Source organism: Chryseobacterium glaciei, from assembly GCF_001648155.1.
In the GTDB taxonomy this organism is placed as follows: Bacteria; Bacteroidota; Bacteroidia; order Flavobacteriales; family Weeksellaceae; genus Chryseobacterium; species Chryseobacterium glaciei.
In genome coordinates, this window is the sequence record NZ_CP015199.1 from 1,978,398 (window position 1) to 2,003,090 (window position 24,693).

Annotated in this window: 19 protein-coding genes; 8 read left to right on the forward strand and 11 right to left on the reverse strand. The window is 33.9% G+C overall.

Translation table 11 applies throughout. From position 1 onward, the window contains the following. Positions 1 to 90 precede the first annotated feature (90 nt). From A0O34_RS08785 to A0O34_RS08795, 3 genes are all read right to left on the reverse strand, one after another. The gene (locus A0O34_RS08785) at positions 91 to 1,491 is read right to left on the reverse strand and encodes an outer membrane beta-barrel protein (RefSeq protein WP_082891130.1); all 1,401 of its coding nucleotides are present in this window, start codon (positions 1,489 to 1,491) and stop codon (positions 91 to 93) included. Beyond that, entirely contained in the window at positions 1,484 to 2,047 is a 564-nt protein-coding gene (locus tag A0O34_RS08790) for an RNA polymerase sigma factor (RefSeq protein WP_066753821.1), read from the reverse strand. The genes A0O34_RS08785 and A0O34_RS08790 overlap by 8 nt, the downstream gene beginning before the upstream one ends. Before the next feature lie 104 nt (positions 2,048 to 2,151). Then, complete coding sequence (locus A0O34_RS08795; protein WP_066759594.1) at positions 2,152 to 2,733, reverse strand: DUF4840 domain-containing protein; 582 nt, start codon at positions 2,731 to 2,733, stop codon at positions 2,152 to 2,154. 200 nt (positions 2,734 to 2,933) lie between these two features. On the opposite strand from A0O34_RS08795, the gene A0O34_RS08800 reads away from it, so the two are divergent. From A0O34_RS08800 to A0O34_RS08815, 4 genes are read left to right on the forward strand one after another with little or no spacing between them, the layout of a single operon-like run. Next, positions 2,934 to 3,443: a hypothetical protein gene (locus tag A0O34_RS08800; protein ID WP_066753823.1), complete on the forward strand. Its 510-nt coding sequence runs from the start codon at positions 2,934 to 2,936 to the stop codon at positions 3,441 to 3,443. Further along, a complete protein-coding gene (locus tag A0O34_RS08805) occupies positions 3,440 to 3,787 on the forward strand; it encodes a tRNA-binding protein (protein ID WP_066753825.1) in 348 nt (115 codons plus the stop codon). The genes A0O34_RS08800 and A0O34_RS08805 overlap by 4 nt, the downstream gene beginning before the upstream one ends. Positions 3,788 to 3,803: 16 nt before the next feature. Continuing rightward, positions 3,804 to 4,508, forward strand: coding sequence for a 3'-5' exonuclease (locus tag A0O34_RS08810; protein ID WP_066753826.1), 705 nt, complete (start codon positions 3,804 to 3,806; stop codon positions 4,506 to 4,508). Positions 4,509 to 4,511: 3 nt separating this feature from the next. After that, the gene (locus A0O34_RS08815; RefSeq protein ID WP_066753828.1) at positions 4,512 to 4,838 is read left to right on the forward strand and encodes an iron-sulfur cluster assembly protein; all 327 of its coding nucleotides are present in this window, start codon (positions 4,512 to 4,514) and stop codon (positions 4,836 to 4,838) included. A gap of 212 nt (positions 4,839 to 5,050) precedes the next feature. Here A0O34_RS08815 and A0O34_RS08820 read toward each other — a convergent pair whose 3' ends face one another. Next, positions 5,051 to 5,887, reverse strand: coding sequence for a sulfurtransferase (locus tag A0O34_RS08820; protein ID WP_066753829.1), 837 nt, complete (start codon positions 5,885 to 5,887; stop codon positions 5,051 to 5,053). Between the two features lie 155 nt (positions 5,888 to 6,042). Then, a complete protein-coding gene (locus A0O34_RS08825) occupies positions 6,043 to 6,891 on the reverse strand; it encodes a hydroxymethylglutaryl-CoA lyase (protein ID WP_066753830.1) in 849 nt (282 codons plus the stop codon). 187 nt (positions 6,892 to 7,078) lie between these two features. Here A0O34_RS08825 and pepT point away from each other — a divergent pair, with 187 nt between their 5' ends. The 4 genes from pepT (at position 7,079) to A0O34_RS08845 (ending at position 10,635) form a co-directional block, all read left to right on the forward strand. Further along, positions 7,079 to 8,326, forward strand: coding sequence for a peptidase T (pepT, locus tag A0O34_RS08830; RefSeq protein ID WP_066753831.1), 1,248 nt, complete (start codon positions 7,079 to 7,081; stop codon positions 8,324 to 8,326). A 120-nt stretch (positions 8,327 to 8,446) separates the two neighbouring features. After that, on the forward strand, positions 8,447 to 8,584 hold the full coding sequence (locus A0O34_RS08835) for a hypothetical protein (RefSeq protein ID WP_157885985.1): 138 nt from the start codon (positions 8,447 to 8,449) through the stop codon (positions 8,582 to 8,584). Positions 8,585 to 8,907: 323 nt separating this feature from the next. Beyond that, complete coding sequence (locus A0O34_RS08840) at positions 8,908 to 10,233, forward strand: DUF3472 domain-containing protein (RefSeq protein WP_066753834.1); 1,326 nt, start codon at positions 8,908 to 8,910, stop codon at positions 10,231 to 10,233. 147 nt (positions 10,234 to 10,380) lie between these two features. Next, a complete protein-coding gene (locus tag A0O34_RS08845) occupies positions 10,381 to 10,635 on the forward strand; it encodes a hypothetical protein (protein ID WP_066753836.1) in 255 nt (84 codons plus the stop codon). Between the two features lie 88 nt (positions 10,636 to 10,723). Here the strand turns inward: A0O34_RS08845 and A0O34_RS08850 are convergent, their stop codons facing one another. The 6 genes from A0O34_RS08850 to A0O34_RS08870 form a co-directional block, all read right to left on the reverse strand. Then, positions 10,724 to 11,008 (reverse strand): hypothetical protein, encoded by a 285-nt coding sequence (locus A0O34_RS08850; RefSeq protein WP_066753837.1) that lies wholly within the window; start codon positions 11,006 to 11,008, stop codon positions 10,724 to 10,726. Positions 11,009 to 11,087: 79 nt separating this feature from the next. Further along, entirely contained in the window at positions 11,088 to 11,294 is a 207-nt protein-coding gene (locus tag A0O34_RS22750; protein WP_335617691.1) for a hypothetical protein, read from the reverse strand. A gap of 33 nt (positions 11,295 to 11,327) precedes the next feature. Further along, positions 11,328 to 11,693: a transposase gene (locus A0O34_RS22755; RefSeq protein WP_335617692.1), complete on the reverse strand. Its 366-nt coding sequence runs from the start codon at positions 11,691 to 11,693 to the stop codon at positions 11,328 to 11,330. 290 nt (positions 11,694 to 11,983) lie between these two features. Continuing rightward, positions 11,984 to 12,328: a hypothetical protein gene (locus A0O34_RS08860; RefSeq protein ID WP_066753838.1), complete on the reverse strand. Its 345-nt coding sequence runs from the start codon at positions 12,326 to 12,328 to the stop codon at positions 11,984 to 11,986. A gap of 10 nt (positions 12,329 to 12,338) precedes the next feature. Continuing rightward, positions 12,339 to 22,643 carry a SpvB/TcaC N-terminal domain-containing protein gene (locus tag A0O34_RS08865; protein WP_066753839.1) on the reverse strand — a complete coding sequence of 3,435 codons (10,305 nt, stop codon included), beginning with the start codon at positions 22,641 to 22,643 and terminating at the stop codon, positions 12,339 to 12,341. A gap of 71 nt (positions 22,644 to 22,714) precedes the next feature. Then, positions 22,715 to 24,682, reverse strand: coding sequence for a DUF8202 domain-containing protein (locus A0O34_RS08870; RefSeq protein WP_066753841.1), 1,968 nt, complete (start codon positions 24,680 to 24,682; stop codon positions 22,715 to 22,717). Between the last annotated feature and the right edge of the window lie 11 nt (positions 24,683 to 24,693).

A 24,693-nucleotide genomic window follows, 5' to 3' on the forward strand; every position in this document is an offset into this window, starting at 1 on the left:
GTTAAGGTTCGGGCATAATAAAACCAAAGAGCTTATTGATTAATAAGCCTAATTTATTTTAGATATTGTTTTTGATGTGTGAATTAATTATCAGTCGATCAACAATCTAATCCCGAATTTTACATTAAAATTTAATGGCTTCTCTTTATATATTGTATTGAGTGAACTGTCATCTTTGAAATGATAGCCGATCCCCGGCTCTGCATAAATCCCTATTTTATTGACAACTTTTATCTGTAATCCTACTCCGCTGTTAACAGAAAACTGAACCGGTTTTGCTTCCAATCCTTCTTTCTTTTCTTCTTTTACTTCATTATTTACAATATACTTTGTGGTGACACCTCCGGCAACCGCTTTTTCAACAATGGCTCCGGCAGTGACATATCCTGTAAATGCTCCTTTTTTAATTACATTATAATTTACCTGCACAGGGACACCGATGTAATGAACCGACTGATCGCTTTTTATTAAATTAGCGTCACTTCCTGAACGAAGCTCGGACGATAATTTTGTATAGTTAATTCCCGTTCCGATTCCCCATTTTTTTCCTAAACTATAATACATTGAAACACCCAAAGTAACAGGAACTTTATGTCTTATTCTGGCTTCCACTTCCTTATTTTGATTCGCCAAAACTACTTGCACAAAAGGATCTCCATCGTTACTTGCATAAAACATATCGCCAACATTCATCGGGCTTCCGCTTATGGTTGCATAACCCGGAAATTGTTCTGATGAACTTCCTGAAGTATTTCCTGTGAGCAAACTCAGCATCCAAGGTTTTTTGGATTGTTTTTTTGCGATTTTTTGTTCTTGAATTGATTCAAATTTATCTTTAAACTCTTTTTCTTCATGCGAAACAGGATCTTTTATATCATTGATTGATTGATTATTATCAATAATTACATTTTCCTGCTGTGCAATTTGATTGTTTTGATTAATTGAACCTGTTGTCGTATTTTGATTTTGATTTCCTGAATAATTAATCCTATTTTTAAGAATCTCATTATGATTATTCAGAACTTCATTAAAGCTATTGTTTGTTGAAATTTTATTTGAAGTGATTTTATTTGAACTTGAATTTCCTTTAAATAAATTACTATCAATCAAATCATTAACTCCATTTGGCGAATTTTTATTTTCGGAAGAATGACTCGCTGATTCTACTCTATTTCCTTTCTTAGAACTTGCAATTTTTGGTGAATTTTCCTTTTCATTATTATAAAAATCTAATATTTTTCCACCAATAAAAAACATGGCGATCACAGCGGCAACAGCACTGATGCGGTATATTAATTTTTTAGATGTAAACGTAGATGTATTTTTGTCTTTTGCTTTCAAATCATTTCCAATAATAGGAAGTGCTGTAATTTTATCATTGTCGTCTTCGGAGAACAAATCATCTTTAATATTGTCCCACAATCCTTCCGGAACATCATCTGTATGATCTTCCATTTTTCTGCGCATCTCATTCAACCACTGATTACTCATATTGCGCTGTTTTTGACATTTTATATTCTTTTATTTTATGACCAAGCATCGCTTTAGCTCTATGAAACTGTGATGCCGAAGAATTTTCAGCAATTCCCAAAATCGCAGCAATCTCTTTATGACTCTTTTCCTCAAACACAAACAAATTGAAAACAGTTCTGTAACCGTCGGGAAGAGTTCGTATCATTTTCATGATCGTTGTTTGGGATATTTCCTGAAGATCGGGTTCTTCTTCCGGTAGATCGGGTATTTCAAACTCATCTTCAACTATTTTAAAATCAGAATTTTGCTTAAGATATTTTAATGATTCCGTTACCACAATTCTGGTAATCCAAGCTCTTAAAGAACCACTTCCTCTATATTCAAATGAATCAATTGAACGGAACATCTTTATAAAACTGTTCTGCAAAACATCACGCACGTCGTCCTGCCCGATAATATACCGCGAACACACATAGGTAAGGTTTCCGGAATAAGCTTCAAAAAGCTCTTTCCAGGCAGTTTCCTCCTTCAAATGAAGGCGTTTTATCAAAATCTGCTCCTTACTTTCTTCCATGTATTTTTACAATAACATCCTGATTTTTATGATTAATTTAATTGTAATGCAAAAATAGGCTGCCTTTTTTCAAAGCACAACCTATCTTGCATGATATCCGTCTCTTAATTTTTTATAGAATACGGAAAATCATATTTAATGGTTTCAAAGGGGGCTAATTCTACACCATCAACTATTATTTTTTCTGCTACCAAACCGAATCTCAGCGACCAATCTTGTCCTACAAAAAAACCTTTTTGTTTAGCAACCACTGTTACTACAGCATTTTTAGTCACTCCGTCTACAGGAATTTGGATATTCAATTTCTTAGGAGCAAAGGTTAACTCAACAATATTCTGTTCTGTATTAATTTTTGAAGTATAATTAAGTTTATACTCAACCTTTCCGATTTTGGCTAATGCCGTATCCGTTTTCACAGAATCTTTTACTACAGATTTTACAATTTCTCTGATCGGAAAATCTTTAAAATCAACTATCGTATCCTTTGCTGCAAAGTTTATAATTTTCTCAACAACAGGTCCTTTACTTCCCTGCTGTATAAAAAGTCTTGCCTTATAGTTGCCATTCACATCTCCCAATTTTACAGGAACAGGCTCATAACTATCATTATTACACGACGTTAAAGACAACGCTGCAAATGCAACCAAAACGACCATAAAAGCCTTAAGTACTGTTAATTTCTTCATTACTTTAATTATTTCATTATACATTATTTACTTTGAGTACTCATTTATATAAATCCACTTTTCGAAAAATCTTGCGCGAAATATTGAAAAAAGATGAAAAAAAATTATAACTGACTGATTATTAAAAGAAAAAATTTATGTTTCGAAAATAATTTTTAAGTTTTTAATATTTTAATACATTTGTTAAAACATATATTTGAATGAATTTTGAACAAATCAATCTACATCTCGACGCTTATAAAGAGCATGATCAAATTTTAGACGCTGCAAAATATTTAATTCACTCTTTTGATTTAGAGCATGAAAACTTTGCGGGTTTTGGTTTCAGACAGGAACTTTCACCGAATTCAATGCTTCTGACTGCGGAAGGAGAATTGGGAAAACCTCAAATGGTTATGATTCCCAAGAATATATTTGATTTTGATCTGAATCTTGTCTTAAATATGGTTGCTCACGAAATGCTTCATGTAAGACAGAAAGCGCCCGGAAATGTAATTGAAGATAAAAATGAAAGAGAATTTCAGGCGTATTACGAAATGCTTTTTCATAAAGTGTTTCCACAAATTCCCGATGTTTCAGATTTTCACAGAAAATTTTTCGGAAATAAAGCGTTGGAATATTACAGAAGAATGGGCGAAGGCTCTGAGCTTCAACACAAATATGCAGAACAGAAAACAGAAGTAGAAAACTTAATCAATTCATTATCATGATAGTAAAACCGGAAATCTCTTGGGAAGATTTTGAAAAATTAGATATAAGATGCGGAACCATAATCTCGGTAAGCGATTTTGAAAAAGCCAGAAATCCATCGTATCAACTAGAAATTGATTTCGGAGACTTGGGAATCAGAAAATCATCCGCCCAAATCACAAATCTTTATCAAAAAGAAGATCTTGTAGGACAGCAAATTTTAGCTATTGTAAATTTTCCAAAGAAACAAATCGCTAATTTTTTCAGCGAGTGTCTGGTTTTGGGAGTTTATGGAGAAAATAAAAAAGACGTTACACTTTTAACCCCTTCATTACCCGCAAAAAACGGAATGCAGGTAGGTTAAAAATAATAAAAAACACATGATACAAAACATTCCATTAGAAAGAGTTTTATTCCTTGATATTGAGACCGTTCCGGGAACAGGATCATGGGAAGAGCTTCCCGAAACAGAACAAAAACTTTGGGATAAAAAAACAAGATTCCAGAGAAAAGATGAAGCAACCGCAGAAGAATTTTACCCCGAAAGAGCCGGAATTATGGCCGAATTCGGAAAAATCATCTGCATCACCATCGGAATGCTTGAAAAAAATGATACTTTAAAGATCAAAAGCTTCGCAAACGATGATGAAAAAAAGTTGTTGATAGAATTTGGCGAAATTTTCAACAGTCCAAGGCTTCGCGACATTATTCTTTGTGCCCACAACGGTAAAGAATTTGACTTCCCGTGGATTGCAAGACGGTTTCTGATTAACGGAATGCAACCTCCAACTCCTTTCCAAATGTTCGGTAAAAAACCGTGGGAAATTCCGCATATTGACACCATGGAATTATGGAAGTTCGGAGACTATAAAAGCTTCATTTCTTTAGAATTACTGGCTCACGTTTTTGGAATTCCGACCCCGAAAGATGATATCGACGGCTCAATGGTTTCATCAATCTATTACATAGAAAAAGACTTGCAAAGAATAGTTGACTATTGTGAAAAAGATGTCTTAACTTTGGCAAATGTTTTCCGACGAATGCGTCAGGAAGATTTGTTGAAAAGGAATATCAATCTAGATTAAAAAATGAAATTTACAGACGATCAAATTGCCGATATAGGAGAAGAAATCATTGGAATACTAAAAACCGTTTATGACCCGGAAATTCCGGTGGATATTTACGAGTTGGGACTTATTTATGATGTTCAGATCTCTGAAGATGCTGATGTGAAAATTATTATGACTCTTACTACACCAAACTGTCCGGTTGCAGAAACGCTTCCACAGGAGGTAAAAGATAAAGTAGCGGAAGCAGAAAACGTAAAAAGCGTAGATTTAGAGCTTACTTTCGAACCTAGCTGGAATAAGGATATGATGAGCGAAGAAGCGAAGTTTGAATTAGGAATGCTTTAAAAATTCGGATTAAAATAAAACAGGCTGTCAATTTTTTGGCAGCCTTTTATTTTTCCTTTCAAACAACAAAGGTTTTTGAAAATCTTTAATTTAACCATTAAGATCAATTAAGTTGTTAAGAATATTAAGATTCATTTCATCTTCAGAAGCGAAGATTCGCTTAATTAAACTTAACTTCTTAAGCCTTCCTTAATCGTTCAAAAATATTTTTATTAAATCTCTCTTGCAATCTCCTTTCCTTCTCTTCTACTCCATTCACTCCACGAGCCAACATATAAGTTAGAAACATGAAAACCAGCATATTCCAAAGCTAAAATTGTATGACACGCTGTAACTCCCGAACCACAGTGAATGATTAAATTTTCAGGTTTGTTTGCTAATAATTTTGAATATTTTTCTTTTAAAATTTCTGGTTTTAGGAAATTCCCATTTTCATCCAAGTTTTCAGAAAAAGGAATATTGATTGCTCCCGGAATGTGCCCCGCCACCAAATCAATCGGCTCAGATTCACCGTTATATCGGTAAGCATCTCTTACGTCGATTACAGTTGAAGAATTGTTTACTAATTCATTTTCAACATCTTCTAAGCTTGAAATTGGAAGAAGCCAGTTTTCTTTTTTAATTACATCTGATTTTTCAAAAGTTTCTTCACCTGATGAAAATTCTAAATTCTCTTTTTCTGCAGATTGAATTCCTCCGCCTAAAACCTGAACATTTTTTAATCCAAAAGATCTTAACATCCACCAAGCTCTTGCTCCTGCATTTGCTCCGTTTTTATCATCATAAATAACAACATGAGAGTCTTCAGAAATTCCAAGATTTGAAAGCGTCTCTGCAAATTTTTCAATACTTGGAAGCGGATGTCTTCCTCCAAAAGCTGCATCTTCTCCAATTTCAGCTAAATCTTTATCTAAATCGATGAATCTTGCTCCTTTGATGTGTTTGTCTAAGTAGTTTTGATATACATCTTTTCCAACCCTTGCATCAAGAATGATTAGGTTTTTAGTTTGGATATTTTTTAATTCGGATGGTGAGATTATTGGTGACATTTTTGTTGATTTTGGAGTTAATTTTTAAGTTTTGGCTAAAGCCAATTGAGTTTTTAATCTAGGAGAGCGGGTTAAAACCCGCTCCTATTGATATTTATTTTATTATTCTTCGACAAGCTCAGGCTGAAATCGCTCATAATAAAAGAGACAATGTCTCAAAAATGAAAAATATCCTTCGCTCTGTTATAAGAACTTTCGAAGTTTAGTAAATTTAATTTGTGATCTACTTTTTCAACGCTCATGAAGTTGATTACCTGTTCTGTAGGCATATTTCCTACCAAATCATCTTTTGCCATCGGGCAACCTCCAATTCCTTTAATTGCACTGTCGAATCTTCGGCAGCCTTTATCGTAAGCTGCTTTTAATTTAGAATAAGAATCTTCATAACGATTATGAAAATGTCCTCCGAAATTAATTTCAGGGTATTTTGAAGGTATTTTTTCGAATAAAAGAGCAATCGTTTCTGATGTTGCAACTCCCGTTGTATCAGAAAGTAAAATGTTTTTAATTCCAATTTCTGAAAATCTTTGTGCCCAGAAATCTACATCTTCCCATTTCCACATTTCACCGTACGGATTTCCGAAAGCCATTGAGAAATAGATATTTAATTCTCTGTTTTCACTTTTCGTCAATTCAAGCATTTTAAGAATTTCAGTAAAAGCTTCTTCCTGACTTTTATTGGTATTTCTATGTTGGAAAGTTTCAGAAATAGAAAAAGGAAACCCCAGAATATCAACAGATTGATGCTTCAGTGCTTTTTCGGCACCTCTGTAATTTCCGATGATCGCAGAAACTTTTGTATTCGATAAAGATTTATCTATATTTTCGGCAACCTCATCAGAATCAGCAAGCTGAGGAATTGCTTTTGGAGAAACAAAGCTCAGACAATCCAATATATCATACCCAACTTCCATCAAGGAGTTGATATAATCTATTTTTTTGGCGGTCGGGATAAATTCTCCCCAACCCTGCATTGCATCTCTCGGACATTCAGTTAGAAACATTGGTACTTTTTGATTTTCTCAAATATAATAAAACTAAACAAGTTTATATAAGATTAAAGCAAAGCTAACATTATTTTGATTTTCAAGCTTTTATATATGATTAATATTTTCAATACCTTATATTCAAGTCCAAATAAGGTATTCTGAGCATCAAATTTGCTAACTTTGTTGAAATTTATGATATCTAATGAGTACAATAGAATTCAACCAATTGTGGAAAGAAAAATTACTGAACCGTTTTATTAATTACGTAAAAATCTATTCAACGAGCGACGCAGAAAGCGAAACAACTCCCTCTACTGAAAGGCAGTGGGACATCGCAAAATACATTGTTGAAGAACTGAAAACGATCGGTCTGGAAAACGTTTCGATTGATGACAACGGTTATATTATGGGCTACGTTCCCTCTAACCTTGAAAACGATGACAAACCAACAATTGGATTTATTTCGCATTATGATACTTCACCGGATTTCAGTGGTGAGAATGTAAAACCTCAGATTTGGGAAAATTATGACGGAAATGATCTGGTTTTAAATCAAACAACAGGATTTACTTTATCTCCTTCAAAATTTGAAAGTTTAAAAATGTATATCGGTCAGACATTAATTACAACTGACGGAAATACGCTTCTTGGAGCTGATGATAAAGCAGGTTGCGCAGAAATAGTAACCGCTGCAGAATACCTAATTGCTCATCCAGAAATCAAACACGGAAGAGTTGCTGTAGGATTTACGCCTGATGAAGAAATCGGAAGAGGGGCACATAAATTTGATGTTGCAAAATTCGGGGCTGAGTTCGCTTATACAATGGATGGAAGCGAAGTTGGAGAACTCGAATATGAAAACTTCAATGCTGCAGGAGCTGTTGTAAAAATCCACGGATTGAGTGTACACCCAGGGTATGCTTTCGGAAAAATGGTAAATGCAGGTCTTTTAGCTGCGGAATTTATTCAATTGCTTCCGGCTAATGAAACTCCTGCTACGACTAAAGGTTTTGACGGATTTTATCATTTAATGGATATTACCGCTGATATTTCTGAGGCTAAACTTCAATATATTATTCGTGATCATGACGAAGAAAAGTATGAAGCGAGAAAGAAATTCATGGAGGAAAAAGTTGCTGAATTCAACCAAAAACATGGTGAAGGAACGGCTGAAGTTGAAATCAAGGAGCAATACCGTAATATGAAACAGCAGTTTGAAGGCAAAATGCACATCATTGATCTTGCCGCGAAAGCGATGAAAGAATCGAATATTGAGCCTAAAATCAAGGCGATCAGAGGAGGAACGGATGGCGCTCAATTGTCATACATGGGACTTCCTTGTCCAAATATTTTTGCAGGTGGAATGAATTTCCACGGACCTTACGAGTATGTAGCGTTGGAAAGTATGGAAAAAGCAATGGAGGTTATTATTAATATTGTAAAAGCTTAATATTTAAACTATTATAGAAAAACCACTGCTTTTTGCGGTGGTTTTTTATTTGGGGGAAATATTAAACAAGAAAAGTTGAACATTAATATTTCTGCCATCACTAATATATTAACCGCCATCGTGAATATTATAAATGACATTAGCAATATTGTATTTGACATTAGAAAAAATACATTCGCCAATGCTAAAACTGCAATCGCCATCATGAATATTGAAGTCGCCAAAGCTTATAATACAACTGCTGTTGCTAATATTTAAAGCGCCACTTCGAATATTATCATTGACATCGCTAATATTATAACTGCGGTTGCTTATAAAAAAATAATTATCTACAAAGTTTGTCATCCTGGAAGAATCTAAACACGTTTCTTCAATTGTTTTTTTCTAATACTATGCTGAGATCCTTCCAGGATGACAAACTTTGTGGGTAAAAGTAATATTTTAAAGATTTATTTTTAAAAAAGAGAATGGTTTCAACAAAAATATCATCGTCTTTCTAAATTTGGTCAAAATCATTAAAATTAAAATATTTATAAAATATTTTGAAAATTTTGTTTTTATTTTTACTAAAACAGCAAATAATGAAAACAAAATTATTAACCAGTGCATATGTTATTTTCTTATGCCTGAAATTTTCTATGGTAATGGCAACTAATATACAGAATCACCATCGTTACTCTAGTGAGGTTCCTTTGGCCGGAAATGCGTTTATCACGACCTCAACAAAAGGCTCAACGGAAATGATTACTAAAAACGGTCTTGGGAATTGGACAAGCGCCAATAGTGTAATCAGCACCTATTTTAAGGTAAATCAGGGCGGGATTTTACACCTCAACCTGAAAGCAAAAGTTCCATCCGGAAAGAGTGTAATTAAAGTTAGCATTAATGGTGTTTCACATGCTATTCCAATTAGAGATTCTTCTTATAACACCTATTGTGTGGGAGACTTTAATGTTCTTCCAGGATATGTGAAAGTGGATCTTCAAGGTTTAAAAAAGACAGGAGATTATTTTGCGGATGTTTCTCATATTATATTTGAAAGTCCATCATCCGAGGGAGATTATATTTTTTGTAATGATCCTAACTTTTACTATTGGGGAAGAAGAGGGCCGTCTTGCCATTTGAAGTACACAAATCCCACCACCAAAGATGTTCTGTATTTTTATAATGAAATCACTATTTCGAAAGGAGAAGACAAAATAGGCTCTTATTTTATGGCTAATGGTTTCCAGAATGGATATTTTGGAATTCAGGTAAATTCTGAGACTGAAAGAAGAATTTTATTTTCTGTCTGGAGCCCTTTTTCTACTGATAATCCAAAGGATATTCCCGAAGATCATAAAATCAAGCTTAATTGTAAAGGCAAAAACGTAATCACCGGAGAATTTGGAAATGAAGGATCTGGAGGTCAAAGTTACCTGCAATACAATTGGAAAGCCGGTGTAACGTACAAATTCCTTTTAAAAGGAGAGCCTGACGGCACAAGAAATACCAATTATACAGCTTGGTTTTTTGCTCCTGAAACCAATTCATGGGCGTTAATTGCAAGCTGGAAAAGACCTTACACAAAAGCCTATTTAGACAATTTGCACAGTTTTGTTGAAAATTTTATTCCTGATAACGGCTATCAGGGAAGAAAAGCCGAGTTTGGAAATCAATGGGTAAAAAAAACGGACGGGCAATGGCTGCCAATATCTCAGGCAAAATTTACAGCAGATGCGACCTATAAAGCTCGTCAAAGAGTTGATGCTACAGGAGGAACTATAAATAATACTTTTTATCTTAAAAACGGGGCATTTACAAATGATGTTACGCTTATGAATTCGGTTTTAAATGTTAGTCCGCCAACTCGAAATCCTGATATTAATTTAATTGATTTAGGCTCCTGCAATGTTTCAGCGAATTAAGCTTAAATTTTAAAATCATCTATAAAACCAGTGCAATATTGTGCTGGTTTTCTTTTTATCACAAACATGAGAAATGATTAATTTTAATTTTTTATCTTTAAATAATGTAAAATATTTTACATTTTAACCAAATAACAAACTTTAATTATGAAAAACATCAAAAAACTTTTAAGAAAAGATCTATCCAACATTCTTGGAGGTGGCGGAGGTGGTTGTCACAGTAACGGAGATTCTGCCTATTGCTGGACAGACTGCGAATGCACCTTCGGAAAAGCATGCGAAATGAATGACGATGGAAATCCCGGACAATGCATCGCTGTAGGCGGAGGCGGTGGATCTGGCGGTGGTGGCGGAACTTATTGTCCTCCCGGGGATGATCGTTGTACGGAACAGCCTTTTTAACAAAAAAACCACTACGGATTGTAGTGGTTTTTTTTAAATTAATCTAGCTCAAAGTCACAGATTTTGCGCAGCAGGAGCGGGGAAGCAATTACTCTTGGACTTCAACATTTTTCTTATTAATATTATCCTCTTTAGGTGTTGTTAAATCATCAAACAACATATAAAATGAGAATATCATAAATATTATTGCAACACACATAGCAATAATAGAACGATAATAAACATATATTTTTAAATAATCATCTTTCGGAGATTCTAGGCTTTCTTTTTTATAGTTTTTAAAAACCTTATATGAGTATAAAAAAATTCCTCCTCCTAATAAGAAACACAAAAGAAATTTAACAAAAATGTGTTCTTTTAAAAATTCATCCATACAAATCTATTTAAATTGTTCTAACTTAATTGCTTCGTTTAGTCTTTGACCCGCTGCGCAAAGTCTGTGACTTTGAGCTCTATTCATTATAATTATTATATTTCCAAAACTCATTTTTCTTAGTTACATCAATTACAGGATTATCTGCCAATTCTACATCCAATAATCCATTTCCCAAAACATAATTACTTGCAGATGAATATATATAATGATGTGCCTTATCTACCAAACCCGCTCTTATAGGATTTAAATGAATATAATTAAGCTTATCCCATAAAAAGTGCAAAGTATAGATTTCCTCTGCATGATTACCATACTGCTAGAATTGATAGGTTTTGTTTCTACTATGACTTTCTGTTGATTTGGAAAATCTTTCAATCATCCATTCTCGCCTACTTTCCGGTTCTGTTTGTATTTTCTCTAAAATATTCTTTGATGTAAACTTTTTAAAATCCCTGATTAAATCTGATAGTTTACCTTCTTTCGATTGTACAATTAAGTGAATATGATTACTCATTATGACATAGCCATACAATATAAGACCTTTATGTTCTTTACAATATTTTAGGGCTTCAATTATTACATCTCTATAATTCTTTCTTGTAAAGACATCAACCCAATCCACAACTGTACAGGTTATAAAATGTGGCTTCTCCTGATCTCTTATAATATAACCTTCTTTCATCTTTTTGTTTTTATATAATAAATGTAAATAATTTTCTTTTAATGAAAAAACCGTTACTAAGTTGTAGCGGTTTTTTCATTAATCTGGCTCAAAGTCACAGACTTTGCGCAGCAGGTTTCCCAGATCTCTTATAATATAACCTTCCTTCATCTTTTTGTTTTTATATTATAAATGTAAAATTAATTTTCTTTTTTATGTAAAAAACCGCTACTAAATTGTAGCGGTTTTTTGTTAATTAATCTGGCTCAAAGTCACAGACTTTGCGCAGCGGGTAGCAAATATCGACTTTCTCAAAAACTATTATTTAATTCGGTGATAAAATTAGTTGGATTTTTATTTGAATATTTAATTTGTATAGAATCTCCTACATTTTTATTTGTCGATTTTTGCATTCCATCAGACCCTGTTACCAACTCATTATTTACCTTAAATTTTACATCGATATGATGCCCCTTGTATAAGCTAATTTTCGTAATAACACCATTAGTTATTGAGAAGTCATTATTGATTTCTTGTATTTCTTCCCCTCTCTTTTGGGATATTAAGTAAATAAGAGTAATAAAAAAACTTGCAATTCCTATCATTACAAAAGAAAACTGTATATATTCTTTTTTAGAAATTTTCTTTTTTTCCATATTTTGTAATTTATTTGCCTATATTATATTTATCCTTTATTCTATCAGAAAGATTCCCTCTTATTGCGCTATTTATAAGTCCACCTGCACCTTGACTTTTTATAGCTTTTTGAATATTTTTAACGTGTACCGTATTTGTATGAGCAGCATTTGAAATAGCAATTGCTTTCTTTAAATTTTGTTTTGCAGCTGTAGTTCTAGCTCCATACTGACCAGTCCTTCTGACTACTTGATTATAAGTATTTCTTGCATTTGCAACTTTTCTAATTGCATCTATTTCTTTCTTTTGAAATTTTTCGACAGCTTTATCTGTTAATCCTCCAGCTTTTTTCCCGGCATAACCACCAAGCTTTCCTCCTGCATAATCTATAACTCCGTCATAAACCACCTCTTCTATTTTTTTTCCACTTCCAATAGATTTAAAACCGTCGTCCTCAGAATAATCAACACTTGCCTTTAATACTATTGCTGCGTTTTCTGCAACGCCTGCAAGTGCTGGATTAAAGCCTATTATTGCTCCCTTCCCAGCTTCTATACCAACGTCTGCCCAATCTACTTTATTTAAAGATTTACCTGATAATAATTGTGAGCCAAGCTCAATACCTCCTAACGCAACAGCTCCAATAATAGCTCCTGCAACATTCTGTTTTCCATTAGGGTCAACATATTTAATTGGATTTTGATAGCAATATTGATATGGATTGTTATTTCCAGAATTGTATACTCCTCCATTATGCTCACCTTCAATGTAATGCTCTTCGTTATAAAAAGGGTTATAATCAGCCAGCGGATCCACATTCAACCAAAGAGAAACCCTAGGATTATAATACCTCGCTCCATAATATAGATACCCAGTTTCAGCATCAAGTTCCTTGCCATTAAATTTGTAAGGGCTGTTATTACTGTTAGCATTATGATTTTCTACAAATACCTCTCCACTTGGGAAGTATTCTATGTTTTGAGTTACTTCTCCATCTGCTCCTGAAATATAACTACTAGACCCTAAATGATCGGGATGGAACCAATAGATTTCCTTCTCTTTACCTCCTGCATAATTGTTTACACAATTTCCGTTATATCCCGCATTCTGTCCGTAATTAGGAGGTGGCGTGATGTTATTTTGCTGCATTACTGCCAAACTTTTTTGGGTAGCCGTTTGCAAAATAGTATTAGATAAAGTAACAGGGTTTATAGGCGGCGTACTTCCTGCAAATGGTATGATCAACCAATCACAATTGAATGCTCCTATATTCTCACTTGTCCCATTTTTAGTTACTATTCTTTGACTTCCTGCATAATAATGTTTTGTATAACGAGGTATTGTTACACCTCCCAAACTATCAAAAGAGAAATTCATTGTCAACAATCCATTTGGATAAATAGTCGCTGAATGAGATGTTACAATAGGTTGCGGCCATGTACCTGACTGTTCACCTCTTGTTCTGAATAACATCCCTGAATACAATACATCTTTGATAATTCTTTCTCCACCAGCGTCATATGTATATATAGCTGCTCCATCAACTTCCGGTGTAGAAGGGTTAGTGTCTACGAAACGTAAACGGTTTTCTTCATCCCACTGATATACTGTTTTCTGTTCATTAAAAGTACATGTTTCTTGCTCAATTGTCAGTGGATTTCCTTTTGCATCATATTTATAATGCTGGAACTTCACTCCCGGATCATCCGGATTACAACATGTGGAAGAAGGCACAATATTAGGTTCATCTACAATTGTTGTCGGTGCATGTGGATGTGATGGGTTGTCATATTTATAATTCAGTCTGTAAGATGTTGGTTCCATTGCCGTCCAGTTGTTGTTGGTAGCTCCGGTTGTCCATTCATGCTTCTGAGTTTTGCTCATGATATTGTGCATGTTATCATAAGACATCACAACAGTATAACGGTGACGTTCTTCTTCTGCCTGTGTATTAATACCTCTCCAGTTTCCTGAAGCAGATGTAAGACGGTAAAGATCATCATACCCGAAAGCATAATTAGTTCCTCCTCCTAAAAGACCATTTACAACAGGTGCATTGTTATGAATCTGCATAACATTAGATACGACATCATACTGATACGTATTCTGCATGAAAGATCTGTTTGCATTTTTAGCATACATTTTTAACAGTCTTCTACGGTTGGTTTCGTACTCGTATGTTGTTTCTGTGTCGTTTCCGTTTTTCAGATATATTCTTTGTTCGAATTTATCATAGCCGATAAGATTTATCATCGGATAAGAGTTTCCGTCTTTAACAGAGGCAACATTATTTAAATTACCTGCTTTATCATATTTATAAGTTAATTTTTCCCCATCGGGATAAGTAATTGTCTTCACACGATTCCAAGTATCATACTGCCATTCTGTTCCGAACCAATAAACCTGAGCTCCCGGAACTGCTACTGAACGTCTTTGGTAAGTAAGCTCACCTAATCTTCCGTATTTCAAATACTGCGTTCCTGTAGCATCGGTCTGATACCATAACCTTCCTACCGCATTATTATCCATTGCCGAAGCATCTAATGCATTTCCGTAGTAATATTTTACATTATTTTCAGGATATACAGGATATTTAACTTCTTTTATTCTTGAATAATCGTATTTATATTCAACTATTTCATTGGCTGCATTGGTTTTTGAAGTCATATTACTTGCCTGATCATAGTTATAGGTAGTAACTCCACTGTCCGGATGCGTATAAGAAGTTCTTCTTCCCAAATCGTCATAAACCGATGTTGTAATATTACCATTCACATCTTTTGCCTGAAGAATTTCTCCGATTGCATCATGTGTAAACTGAGTCTTGATATCTCCGGTATTTGAAACCTCATGAACAGAAGTTGTTCTTCCTTTAATATCGGTATATGTTTTCTTAATACTTCCTAATTCATCCTTGAAAATAGTTTCAAACATATTTCTTCCCTGAACGTCTGTTCCAAATCCATACGTAATAGTTGAGAACAGGTTTTCTCCCGGTAATTTTGTATAAATAACCCTGTCCATAACATCATATTGATTAATTGTTGGTTCGATGTTATCTACAGCTGCATTATACTGAGTATTAGTAGAACTGATATCTTCTACAGTAGGATAATAAGTTTTTAAAGCTCTTCCGAAGGCATCTTCTTCAACTTTACCTGCTACAATATATTTTAACCCTTGATTATGAATATCTCCGGTTTTCTTCACCTGAATTGCTCCTCCAAAACCATCAGCAACCGTAATGGTGTTGATCGTACTGTTTGCATATTCCGGATCATAATGCTTGGTCATGGCAAAAGACTGAGCATTGGTAGCATTAAGCGGAGCATTGGTAATTGGATTATACTCAAATTTAATTGTCCAAGGAATGTTGTTAAACAATTCGTATGGTCCTGTAATTTCCGTAGGCCTTGCTTTGGCATCATATGCATACTTCATTGGCTGCAAATTCATATCTTCAGTATATGTTGGTATTCCAAAACGGAAATCATACTGAGTCTTGCTGCTATATCCAAAGGCATCCTGAACTTTTACCGGATATGTTTTTACATTATCATCATAGGTATATTGATGGAAGAATCTTTGGTTAGCATAATTCGCAGGCCCCGTAGATTTTGAAATATTTCCGTAGATATCATATTCAAAATCATAAACAGAATAATTTGCCCCCTGTTTAAGGATCGTCATTTTTGAAAGATCACCATTAGTATTATATTCTGCTTTTTTCTCTCTTGTTACACCATTTGCAATATTTTTTACTGATGTAGGCATTACTATATAAGCAGATGCATTAACTAATGTATAAGCAACTGTACTGTTTAATATTTCAGATACTCCAATATCAGGATCTCCGGAATCTTCAACTTTTGTTGCATTACCCCATTGATCATATTCTTTTATTTTCGTGTTGGTGGTTTTCCAACCGGTATCTCCTTCTGTAAAGTGAGAGTTTGTATTATCTAAAGCTACGAAACAAGCATAGTTTTCATATGTCTTTTCATCTTCTTTTACTTTGTATAAAAACGCATCGTTTGTACTTTGTATTTTTCTTAGTGAATAATTACTAACTTTTGTAGTCCATGACTTATCATTTGCATCTACAAGTCTTTCTGTAAGCAATGCTCCTTTTAAGTAGTAATTATCATTATTAAATCTTTGTATTGTTTTTCTAAAAACTATATTTGAAGATGCTCCTCCTTGTTTAGTATCAATCTGATTAACCGTCAGTTGTCTGAAACCATAGAACGTTCTTTCTCTTCTGCTGTAATAAGGTTCTTCATAGTTTACTATAACCTTAGACACATCTGTGCTAAACGCGTTATCTCCTGTAAATCCATCGTTAGTAATTACACTTTTTAAAATGTATTTACTTTGTGGCATATCATAGGTATTTCCTACTCTTTCATAAGCAACTTCCCAAGATCCTCCCATTGGAGTGGTTACTTTTTTAAGAAGGTTTGTGATGCCTATCTGGTTAAGACGAACACTAATGTTATCGGCATCATCTGATGTTACAAAATCAGGATAACCGTCTCCGTTCATGTCTTTGAATGTAGATTTTTTCTTGCTGGATGATTTACCTGTTGATGCACCTAATGCAATATTTAATTTAAGCCCAATTGTAGCAGTTGGACTAGTTGGAATTGGAATAAGGATAGTTGCCCCGACATTTCCTCCAATACTTTTAGACTCATCTTCATTAAAGTTTACACCAGAATTTGATACTGTTAAAAAGTCTTGTATTATACCATTTCCTGTATTTAGATATATTTTAGCTGTTGAACCGCTATACTCCGTTTTATCTGGGAGTCCATCTCCATTAATGTCTACTAATTCTTCTTTTGTATTACTATTTGTAGTTGAGGTATTTACTCCTCCTGAAAAACTGCCATAAAATAATGAAATTCCACCTCCTATACCTGTAGTAATTCCTGTTCCTTTTGAAGCAGCCCCTGTATTCCAAGATGCACTGTTTGCAAAGTTTTCTTTACCAATATTAAGGCTAAAATTTCCATTATCATATAAATCGGGAAGACCATCTCCATTGATGTCTAAGAATGTTTTCTCAGACTTTTCACTTGATAATTCGGCCTGTCCATTTATCGAAAGTTTGGTAGATCCCCCTGCACTTTCCTGTGCATTTTTAACAGCATCAGCCACCAGCCTGCTTTTAGAGTTTCCTATAAATGCCATTCGCGCAGAATTTCCATGTGTAAAAGAAAAACCTGAAGAAAGACCTTCTGTGTCAGAAGAAGTAATCGACTGGCTTTGGTTTACATTTAATTGTCCCGAATTAGATGGAGCTCCTATAGCAGTAGTAAGTCTCACACTTTTTTTATTAAAGTCATCCGGAAACCCGTCACCATTATAATCTAAGAGATTTCTGAGAAATCTTCCCTGAGAGAAAATAGTCTTAGAAGCGTTCAATCCTAAACCACTTCCAAAGCTTATTCCACCAGCCACACTGATGCTTTGGTTTTTCATTTTCATGGAAGGAGCATTAAGCTCATCTCCAGAGGATTGCGCTGTAGAATAGTTAGAAAAATTAGTATCTATGCTATGTACTCCTACACGAGAAGAGTTTATTGCATTTTGAGACAGATATATTGTTGGATCTGCATCTATCAATCTTCCCTTATCACTATTATTAACCGTAGAAATTGTTGTTAAAAAATAGTTTTTAGAAAGTGAGCTGGCATTATCATGAAAAGTAATATTACCATCTGCATCACCATCCGGCCTAGTTACCGTAGGCCCATTGGGGTTGTTGTTTGGGTTTGGGTCTGTACCGTACGCATTACTAAGGGCCAAGCGAGATTCGTCTACTTTCATTTCTGCTACAGTACCCGAATTGGCATAATTCTTAGATAAATCGTATCCTTCTACTACTGTATTTTTAGACAGGTTATTTCCATTTAATACAAACGCTCCCCATCCACGGTATAGTATTCCGAATCTGCTGTCGTATTGATTTGAATTTAATACCGTTGTAGGATTTTCCGGACTTAAAATTGGCTTATGTGGCGGTGAATTCGTAAATCCTGTAATCATTACATCGCCTGTCCCCGTATTTATGATCTTTATTTTAGTCTGAGCATATCCATTTGAATCTATATACAAATTATACGTATATGTTCCCGGAGATAAGTTTACATTGGTAGATATAATAGGTTGATTATTCGGATTACTACTATCATACAACAATTCACCATTATTATTAATTGAAACAGGCTGTCCTGTTTGGGTATTAACTATACTCAAATATGAATGTGCCTGAACAGGACCTATGTCAGGAGACAACGAAAATAATGAATACTGTAGATTAGTAGGCTGGTTAATTACTATGCTTCCATCATCATTATTACTTCCTTGCCCTTGAGAAACTGATAAAAGTTTCTCATACGTATTAGGCGTATTAATATAGTTTGCATTACTTGTATATAATCCCCCGCTAAGACTTGAGATATTTTGAACAAAGTCTCTATCCTCGCTGCTTACGGTAGTTTCTAAATAGATAGGTCCCCCTGATAAATCGTCGGAGGTAATGTTATAAGGCGCCCCAAAATTTGGCGTTATGGTATTCCCATTATTCGATACAGTATAAACCGTTTTGGTCAAGAGTTTATTCTTGGTTTTTGCAGAAATGACAACTTTCCCATTTTTCCCATTGAAATTAGGAAAAGAACTAATTTTTACTAAGACCTTCTTATTCACATCCCCAGATTGAATCGTATAATTAGTAAAACTTCCCCTGTCATTATACATCGTATAGTCAACTTGTATATTTGTTTTCTCTCCTGATGATGTCTCTGTGAATTCGGGAATAAGTTTAAAATTAGTCCAGTCTATCTGAGTGTCTGTAAGTACTTTTACGGATACTTTATCATTTACACTTAAATTTATTGGAGTTCCTATAATTCCATTATTATAAGTAGAGGTAGATGGTATTGGAAAAGTTGTATCTACACCATTAATGTTTAGGATTATTTTAGCATCATCTGATAATGGAATTGCTTTATTCAAATATAAATTTAAAATTCCTGCATCTCCTGCGATAAAAGAACTCCCATTAGAATTAACAAAATCTTCTTGTGCTTTATATGTTGATAAATCCCTATTATCACTATCAACCGATGGTGTAGTTCCGACAGAATAAGTGATTTCAGGATTCCAAGTAATCTGATCCAATAACCCGTCATATTTAGATGTAACTCTAAAATATAATTTCTCACCTTTAGCAATATTAATTACCTGATTTGCAAAAGAATGTAAACCAAAATCTCCTGCATTAATATTTTGTACTAACGGATCATTATTTTTATACTGAAACGCAACGGCTACTCCATCTGCTTTACTACAGTCTTCATTAGGATCGCATGTAACCTGGTTCAGATTAAATGTATTTTTAACAGTAATAGTACCAGATTTAGGAGCTACCCAAACGCGAACCATATCATGCAGCGGATTTTGCTCCAGCATCATTTTTTTCTCTGCATTATCTTGATTATCAAATAAAGATTGTTGTGGACTAGCTGCCGTTATATTAATTGGGTATGGTGTTCCTAAGCTATCTGGGTTAAATGTAGGAATCCCTCCTACAATTCTATTAAAATAAACTTTTCCATCTTTTACAAAATCTACCAATCCATCATCATTGAAATCCATAAAATATGAAGTCGTGGTAGAAGTAGCGTTTGAATAATCAAAGCCGAGACTCACATTGCCATAGTTTCCATCTATCCCAACTCCCCAAGTCGAAACTTTCGTTTTCCCGACTTCTGACGTACTTCCGGAAACAGGAATAGAAACCCCGAATTGTTGTGAACCTCCCGGAGTTGACATGTTTTTTGAATAATATATAACCCCTCCTTCTTCATATACTCTATCTGGTAGATTGTCTCCATCAACATCTATTAATGTAATCTTGACATTAGAATTATTTTGGCTAATAGATCCATGCGCTCCAAATGTTCCTTTTCTAAAACTCGCAATCCCTCTATCTCCTATGGGGTTATCCGTTAAATTATAAAGACCAACACTCACACCAAAATTTGTACCGAGTGAAGCTGAAGAAGTTCCAGATAGCATAGAATATCCTGACCCCGATAAATTTGCAGGATCTGATGCCTCCCAATTTTGAACTGTCCCAAATAAATTTGCGGCATCAGGAGCATCATTATATTCTATTTTATTCGTATAAAAATCTCCGCCGGAAGCATCTTTTTCCGTGATGCTTTCTAATAAAGATTTTTTGAAAGTTTTGTTATCGTTTTTATACTTAAACTCATAGCTTCTTACATTTTCGTCACCATACTTAACGTCTACTTTTGTTAATCTTTTTGATTCTATCTGAAGAAAACCTAATCTCCCGTTAATTTGAACATCTTCTCTACTAGAATCTGTTGTAAATAAGACTTTATAATTTTTTGCTGGACTCTGTGTAGTATGTAATGTATACTCAATTTTAGAAATATGTAATTCCTGTCCTCCATTTCCGGGATTTCCTGTATAGGTCGATTTATCGTAGGTATACAATACATAATTCCCATTGGTATCAACAGTCTTATATAATGCCCAATGCCCAATATTTCCAGTTGCATCCTTAAGAACAGCATTATCTTTTATGCCTGTTTCATCGCCACCAAAATAAGATTTTGTACCATCTTTAGAAGTTACAATCCATACATAGTTTTTAGGACTTGAGCCGTTTCTTATGATCTTATTGTAAGAACCTTCAATTCTTGGATAAAATTGTCTATTTGCTTGTCTTCCTTTATCAAAACCTTCATTTCTGTTAGGCATTGCAAACACTCCGCTGCTTACTTCGAAGGTTAATTGTTCTCCGCCAATAGTATAAAGTTCAGTTTCAGTTGTATCATCATATCTTGGAACTCCCCATCGGGTATCAATTCCTATAGAAGGAACAGACATATCCCATCCAAGTCCCATCCAGCCATTCCCTCCTTCACTGCTATAGCTTACTCCTAAAGAAGGCTGCATTCCTGCTCTACCCGCCGGAAGTTTAATAGGGAAACTAGTTGTAACACTTCCCATACTGTTAGGAGATGGCGGAGCAATACTTACAATTCCCTCAGAAGGATTTGCCGCTTTTATATCTTTAATAGAATTGGGTGCATAACTGCCTGTTTCCGGAGATTCAGGAACTTTTAAAACCCCATTTACCATATCCGTAAAGTGAGTTGTTTTTGACACCAAAACTTTTTGTTGTAGATTGACACTGTCTTTGTCTAAAGCAATCCATTTCTTTTCTGTTTTATCGAAATAAAATGTTTTGATATCCTGCTCTGTATATCCACTTGGAATTTTACTTTTATCATACCCTAAAGACACTTTTGCCGGAGCTGAAAAATGCTCTCCATGAGGTAGAAAACGATATCCTGAATTTTCAGAGGTTACGTTTACCATTTCCGGAGTAAGCGCAGGCATATCTATATCCCTAAGGGCAGTAATAGAAAAATTTTCTGAGCTTTTAAGAGTTCCTTTAGTAATATTTAATTCAGCCGAGCCTAAATTAAGTTTTTCTGAATTGCTTATATTACTTACAAATTTTGAAACAGATAAAGCATTATAATTTACATTCGCTACATTTTCAAAATTTTGTTTTTTATTGGAAATACCTACTCTAAGGTTTTTCACTTTATAACTATACCCTGAAAGATATGGTAAGGTAAAGATTACAGTATTTTTCCCCTGCTTGATTGATCTTTCTGTAATTGGTTCCGACTGATGTGTCCAAGCAGTATTTTTTTGAACATTCTTTCCTCCAATCGCTAAATCATCATTGATAACTTTACTTACTTCTTTGTAATTATCAACTCCATACAAATCATATTCTAATGTGTATTGATAAGCAGGGTTTATTTTTTCATCAATTAAAATATTAAAAACATTATCATAAATCTGATCAATTGGATGTTCCAAACTGGTTCCAATGATACCTTCTTTAATATCAGAAGTATAATATCTTTTTTCATTTAATTCTAAAGGTCTATTGCGTACAATATTATTTAAAGGTGATGAAACAAGAATTTTATTACTAATCTTCTTGTTATTTTCATCCACTTTTTTAGCAGAAACATCGTTAGAAATTTCTGCTTTATTTTGATTTTCTTTACTATTATCAGAAGTTCCCTTACGTATATCTTTTCCTTTTGAATTAGAACCAACTTCCATTATTGGAATTACATTTTCCTGCTTATTCAGATAATATGAATTTGCATAAGCATGAACTTGAGACCAACAAGTAAAAAATATGATTGAATTAAGGAGCTTTGTGTTTTTTCTTAAAACGCTCAATAAAGATCTTTTCATTCGTTTTATATGTGTGCTTTTTATACTTAAGACACTCTTAATTTAAAATTAGAATGTCTCAAGTATGGATATTAATTTTTTACAATTAGTTTGAATACCTTGATTTCGGACGAAGTTTTTACAATAATTAAGTACACTCCTTCAACTGGTAAAGTATCCTGTATTTCATAATAATCTTTGCCATTATCCTGAATTGTTTTTATCAATCTTCCAGAGGCGTCATGTATTTTTATATCTACAGTTTCTTTCTTATCTGAAATAATTCTTATTGTAAAAGGCTGCCCTTTTGGTACCGGATTAGGATAAATTACAATTCCGTTTTCTCTCTTTCTTGTAACTTTTACTGTATCTTTTTTAATACAGTTATCTGATGTTTTTACGGTTACAGTATACTCTCCAGGTTCGTAAACATTAATATTAGCAGAGCTACTTGTAAATCCATTATCAGAAGTCCAAGTATATGTTGCATTTGGATCTGTAATTTGTGTTGATGCATCAAACTGAGCAGAATTTCCAGAAGAAATTGTGACATCTGGGCCAAGATCTAAATTAATAGAGCTGAAATCATTCACGGTAAAGTCATAAGAAGTAACATTATTATTTGCATCAGTAATATTAAGATGATAGCTACCTATTGCTAAATTCGGGAATGAAACCTGTGATGTCTGAACGCTTATATTTTGTGATGTTCCATTACCTGTAAGAGCAACATTGAATGGTGCTTTTCCTCCTTTAATATTTAAATTAAGCGTCCCACTTGTAACAGTACATGTAGGCTGGGTTATCTGATAAATTGATAAAATTTGATTACCTAAAGCAAAAGAAAAAACATCAGTTCCTGATAGATCCTGATCGAAAACTACATCCTTAAAATGAACTCCCTGATCATTATCAACGTAATCCATTGGGTATGCATCAATATTAGATGAATTAAAATTCCCTTGCCCTGTTCTGTCAACCAAGAGCCAAAGTTTTTTATCTGCCGGAATTTGCGCAATAATATTTTTAATAGAAAAAACTACCTCCGTAGGAATTGTTTGAGAGTTTTCGGTAGTAAATCTTGCTTTCCATTTTCTCTTTAACAATCTATATCCGAAAGTTTCAGCATCTAATTCTAATGGTTTTTTATTATCTCCCCAAATCAAAAAACTTTGATCCGGAAACTGTGCATCATTTGATCTGTTATCTACAGCCAATTTTTTTGCAGCAATAACCAACCTTTTTTGTTCTGACGAACTTGTAGCCTGTTTTTGATAAAGATCAGAATACCCATCCCTTGCTATACCCGTGATGTTTGCAGGATAATCATTAAAATCATCTTGTCTCCAGATTTTTTTATTTTTAGAACTCAGGTATTCTGTATAGGGCATTGTAATTGCATATTTTACTGCCAAATAAGTATTTACTCTATTTCTTTCATTAAGAGTAAGAATTTTTCTATATGTGAAAAACTCAGGTAGTTTTCCTTTAAAGCTTTGCCATTGGTGGTTCCCTGCATCTTTTCCTATAAACATTGATGAAAGACCTGTCTTACCAATTACCTTCGTAATTTTAGTTGATGGAGTTCCAAATTTAGAATATAAACTAAAAGAAGCTAACGTATCAATTGTGCTGGTATTGATATAATTAATTTGGTCATTATTATATCTAAAAACATTTTTAGTACTATAAAACAACTCTTTTTCATCTGTATTATCTGTAGTAAACAAAGCAGATTCCTGCGTTGAATTTTTATTTTGATAAGCGGTAAAGAAGTTTATTTTATCGATTGTTTCTATTACAAATGGAAACTTCAAAAAATCATCTGTCCCATCAAAATTTAAACATTCATTATAATTCAGTAATGAATAGGTAGGTTTATTAGCTCCTGTTAATGCTTGTATCTGATGCTGATTGCCGCTATAATCCTGATAAAGTAAAGCCGGAGTCTGAAGTGAATTGGTTTTGTACCAAACACTTAAACCTCCAACTCCACCAGGAGATTGAGCATTTAAAATACAAATGAGCAAAACACCGAGAAGTGTAAATATTTTTTTCATGTATTATTTGT

Coding starts and splice junctions, on each gene's coding strand:
- pepT (WP_066753831.1), top strand. CDS start 7,079: ATGAGTACAATAGAATTCAACCAATTGTGGAAAGAAAAATTACTGAAC.
- A0O34_RS08865 (WP_066753839.1), bottom strand. CDS start 22,643: ATGAAAAGATCTTTATTGAGCGTTTTAAGAAAAAACACAAAGCTCCTT.
- A0O34_RS08805 (WP_066753825.1), top strand. CDS start 3,440: ATGATAGTAAAACCGGAAATCTCTTGGGAAGATTTTGAAAAATTAGAT.
- A0O34_RS08820 (WP_066753829.1), bottom strand. CDS start 5,887: ATGTCACCAATAATCTCACCATCCGAATTAAAAAATATCCAAACTAAA.
- A0O34_RS08810 (WP_066753826.1), top strand. CDS start 3,804: ATGATACAAAACATTCCATTAGAAAGAGTTTTATTCCTTGATATTGAG.
- A0O34_RS08815 (WP_066753828.1), top strand. CDS start 4,512: ATGAAATTTACAGACGATCAAATTGCCGATATAGGAGAAGAAATCATT.
- A0O34_RS08840 (WP_066753834.1), top strand. CDS start 8,908: ATGAAAACAAAATTATTAACCAGTGCATATGTTATTTTCTTATGCCTG.
- A0O34_RS08795 (WP_066759594.1), bottom strand. CDS start 2,733: ATGAAGAAATTAACAGTACTTAAGGCTTTTATGGTCGTTTTGGTTGCA.
- A0O34_RS08860 (WP_066753838.1), bottom strand. CDS start 12,328: ATGGAAAAAAAGAAAATTTCTAAAAAAGAATATATACAGTTTTCTTTT.
- A0O34_RS08790 (WP_066753821.1), bottom strand. CDS start 2,047: ATGGAAGAAAGTAAGGAGCAGATTTTGATAAAACGCCTTCATTTGAAG.
- A0O34_RS08845 (WP_066753836.1), top strand. CDS start 10,381: ATGAAAAACATCAAAAAACTTTTAAGAAAAGATCTATCCAACATTCTT.
- A0O34_RS08850 (WP_066753837.1), bottom strand. CDS start 11,008: ATGGATGAATTTTTAAAAGAACACATTTTTGTTAAATTTCTTTTGTGT.
- A0O34_RS22755 (WP_335617692.1), bottom strand. CDS start 11,693: ATGAAAGAAGGTTATATTATAAGAGATCAGGAGAAGCCACATTTTATA.
- A0O34_RS08785 (WP_082891130.1), bottom strand. CDS start 1,491: ATGAGTAATCAGTGGTTGAATGAGATGCGCAGAAAAATGGAAGATCAT.
- A0O34_RS08800 (WP_066753823.1), top strand. CDS start 2,934: ATGAATTTTGAACAAATCAATCTACATCTCGACGCTTATAAAGAGCAT.
- A0O34_RS08870 (WP_066753841.1), bottom strand. CDS start 24,682: ATGAAAAAAATATTTACACTTCTCGGTGTTTTGCTCATTTGTATTTTA.
- A0O34_RS08825 (WP_066753830.1), bottom strand. CDS start 6,891: ATGTTTCTAACTGAATGTCCGAGAGATGCAATGCAGGGTTGGGGAGAA.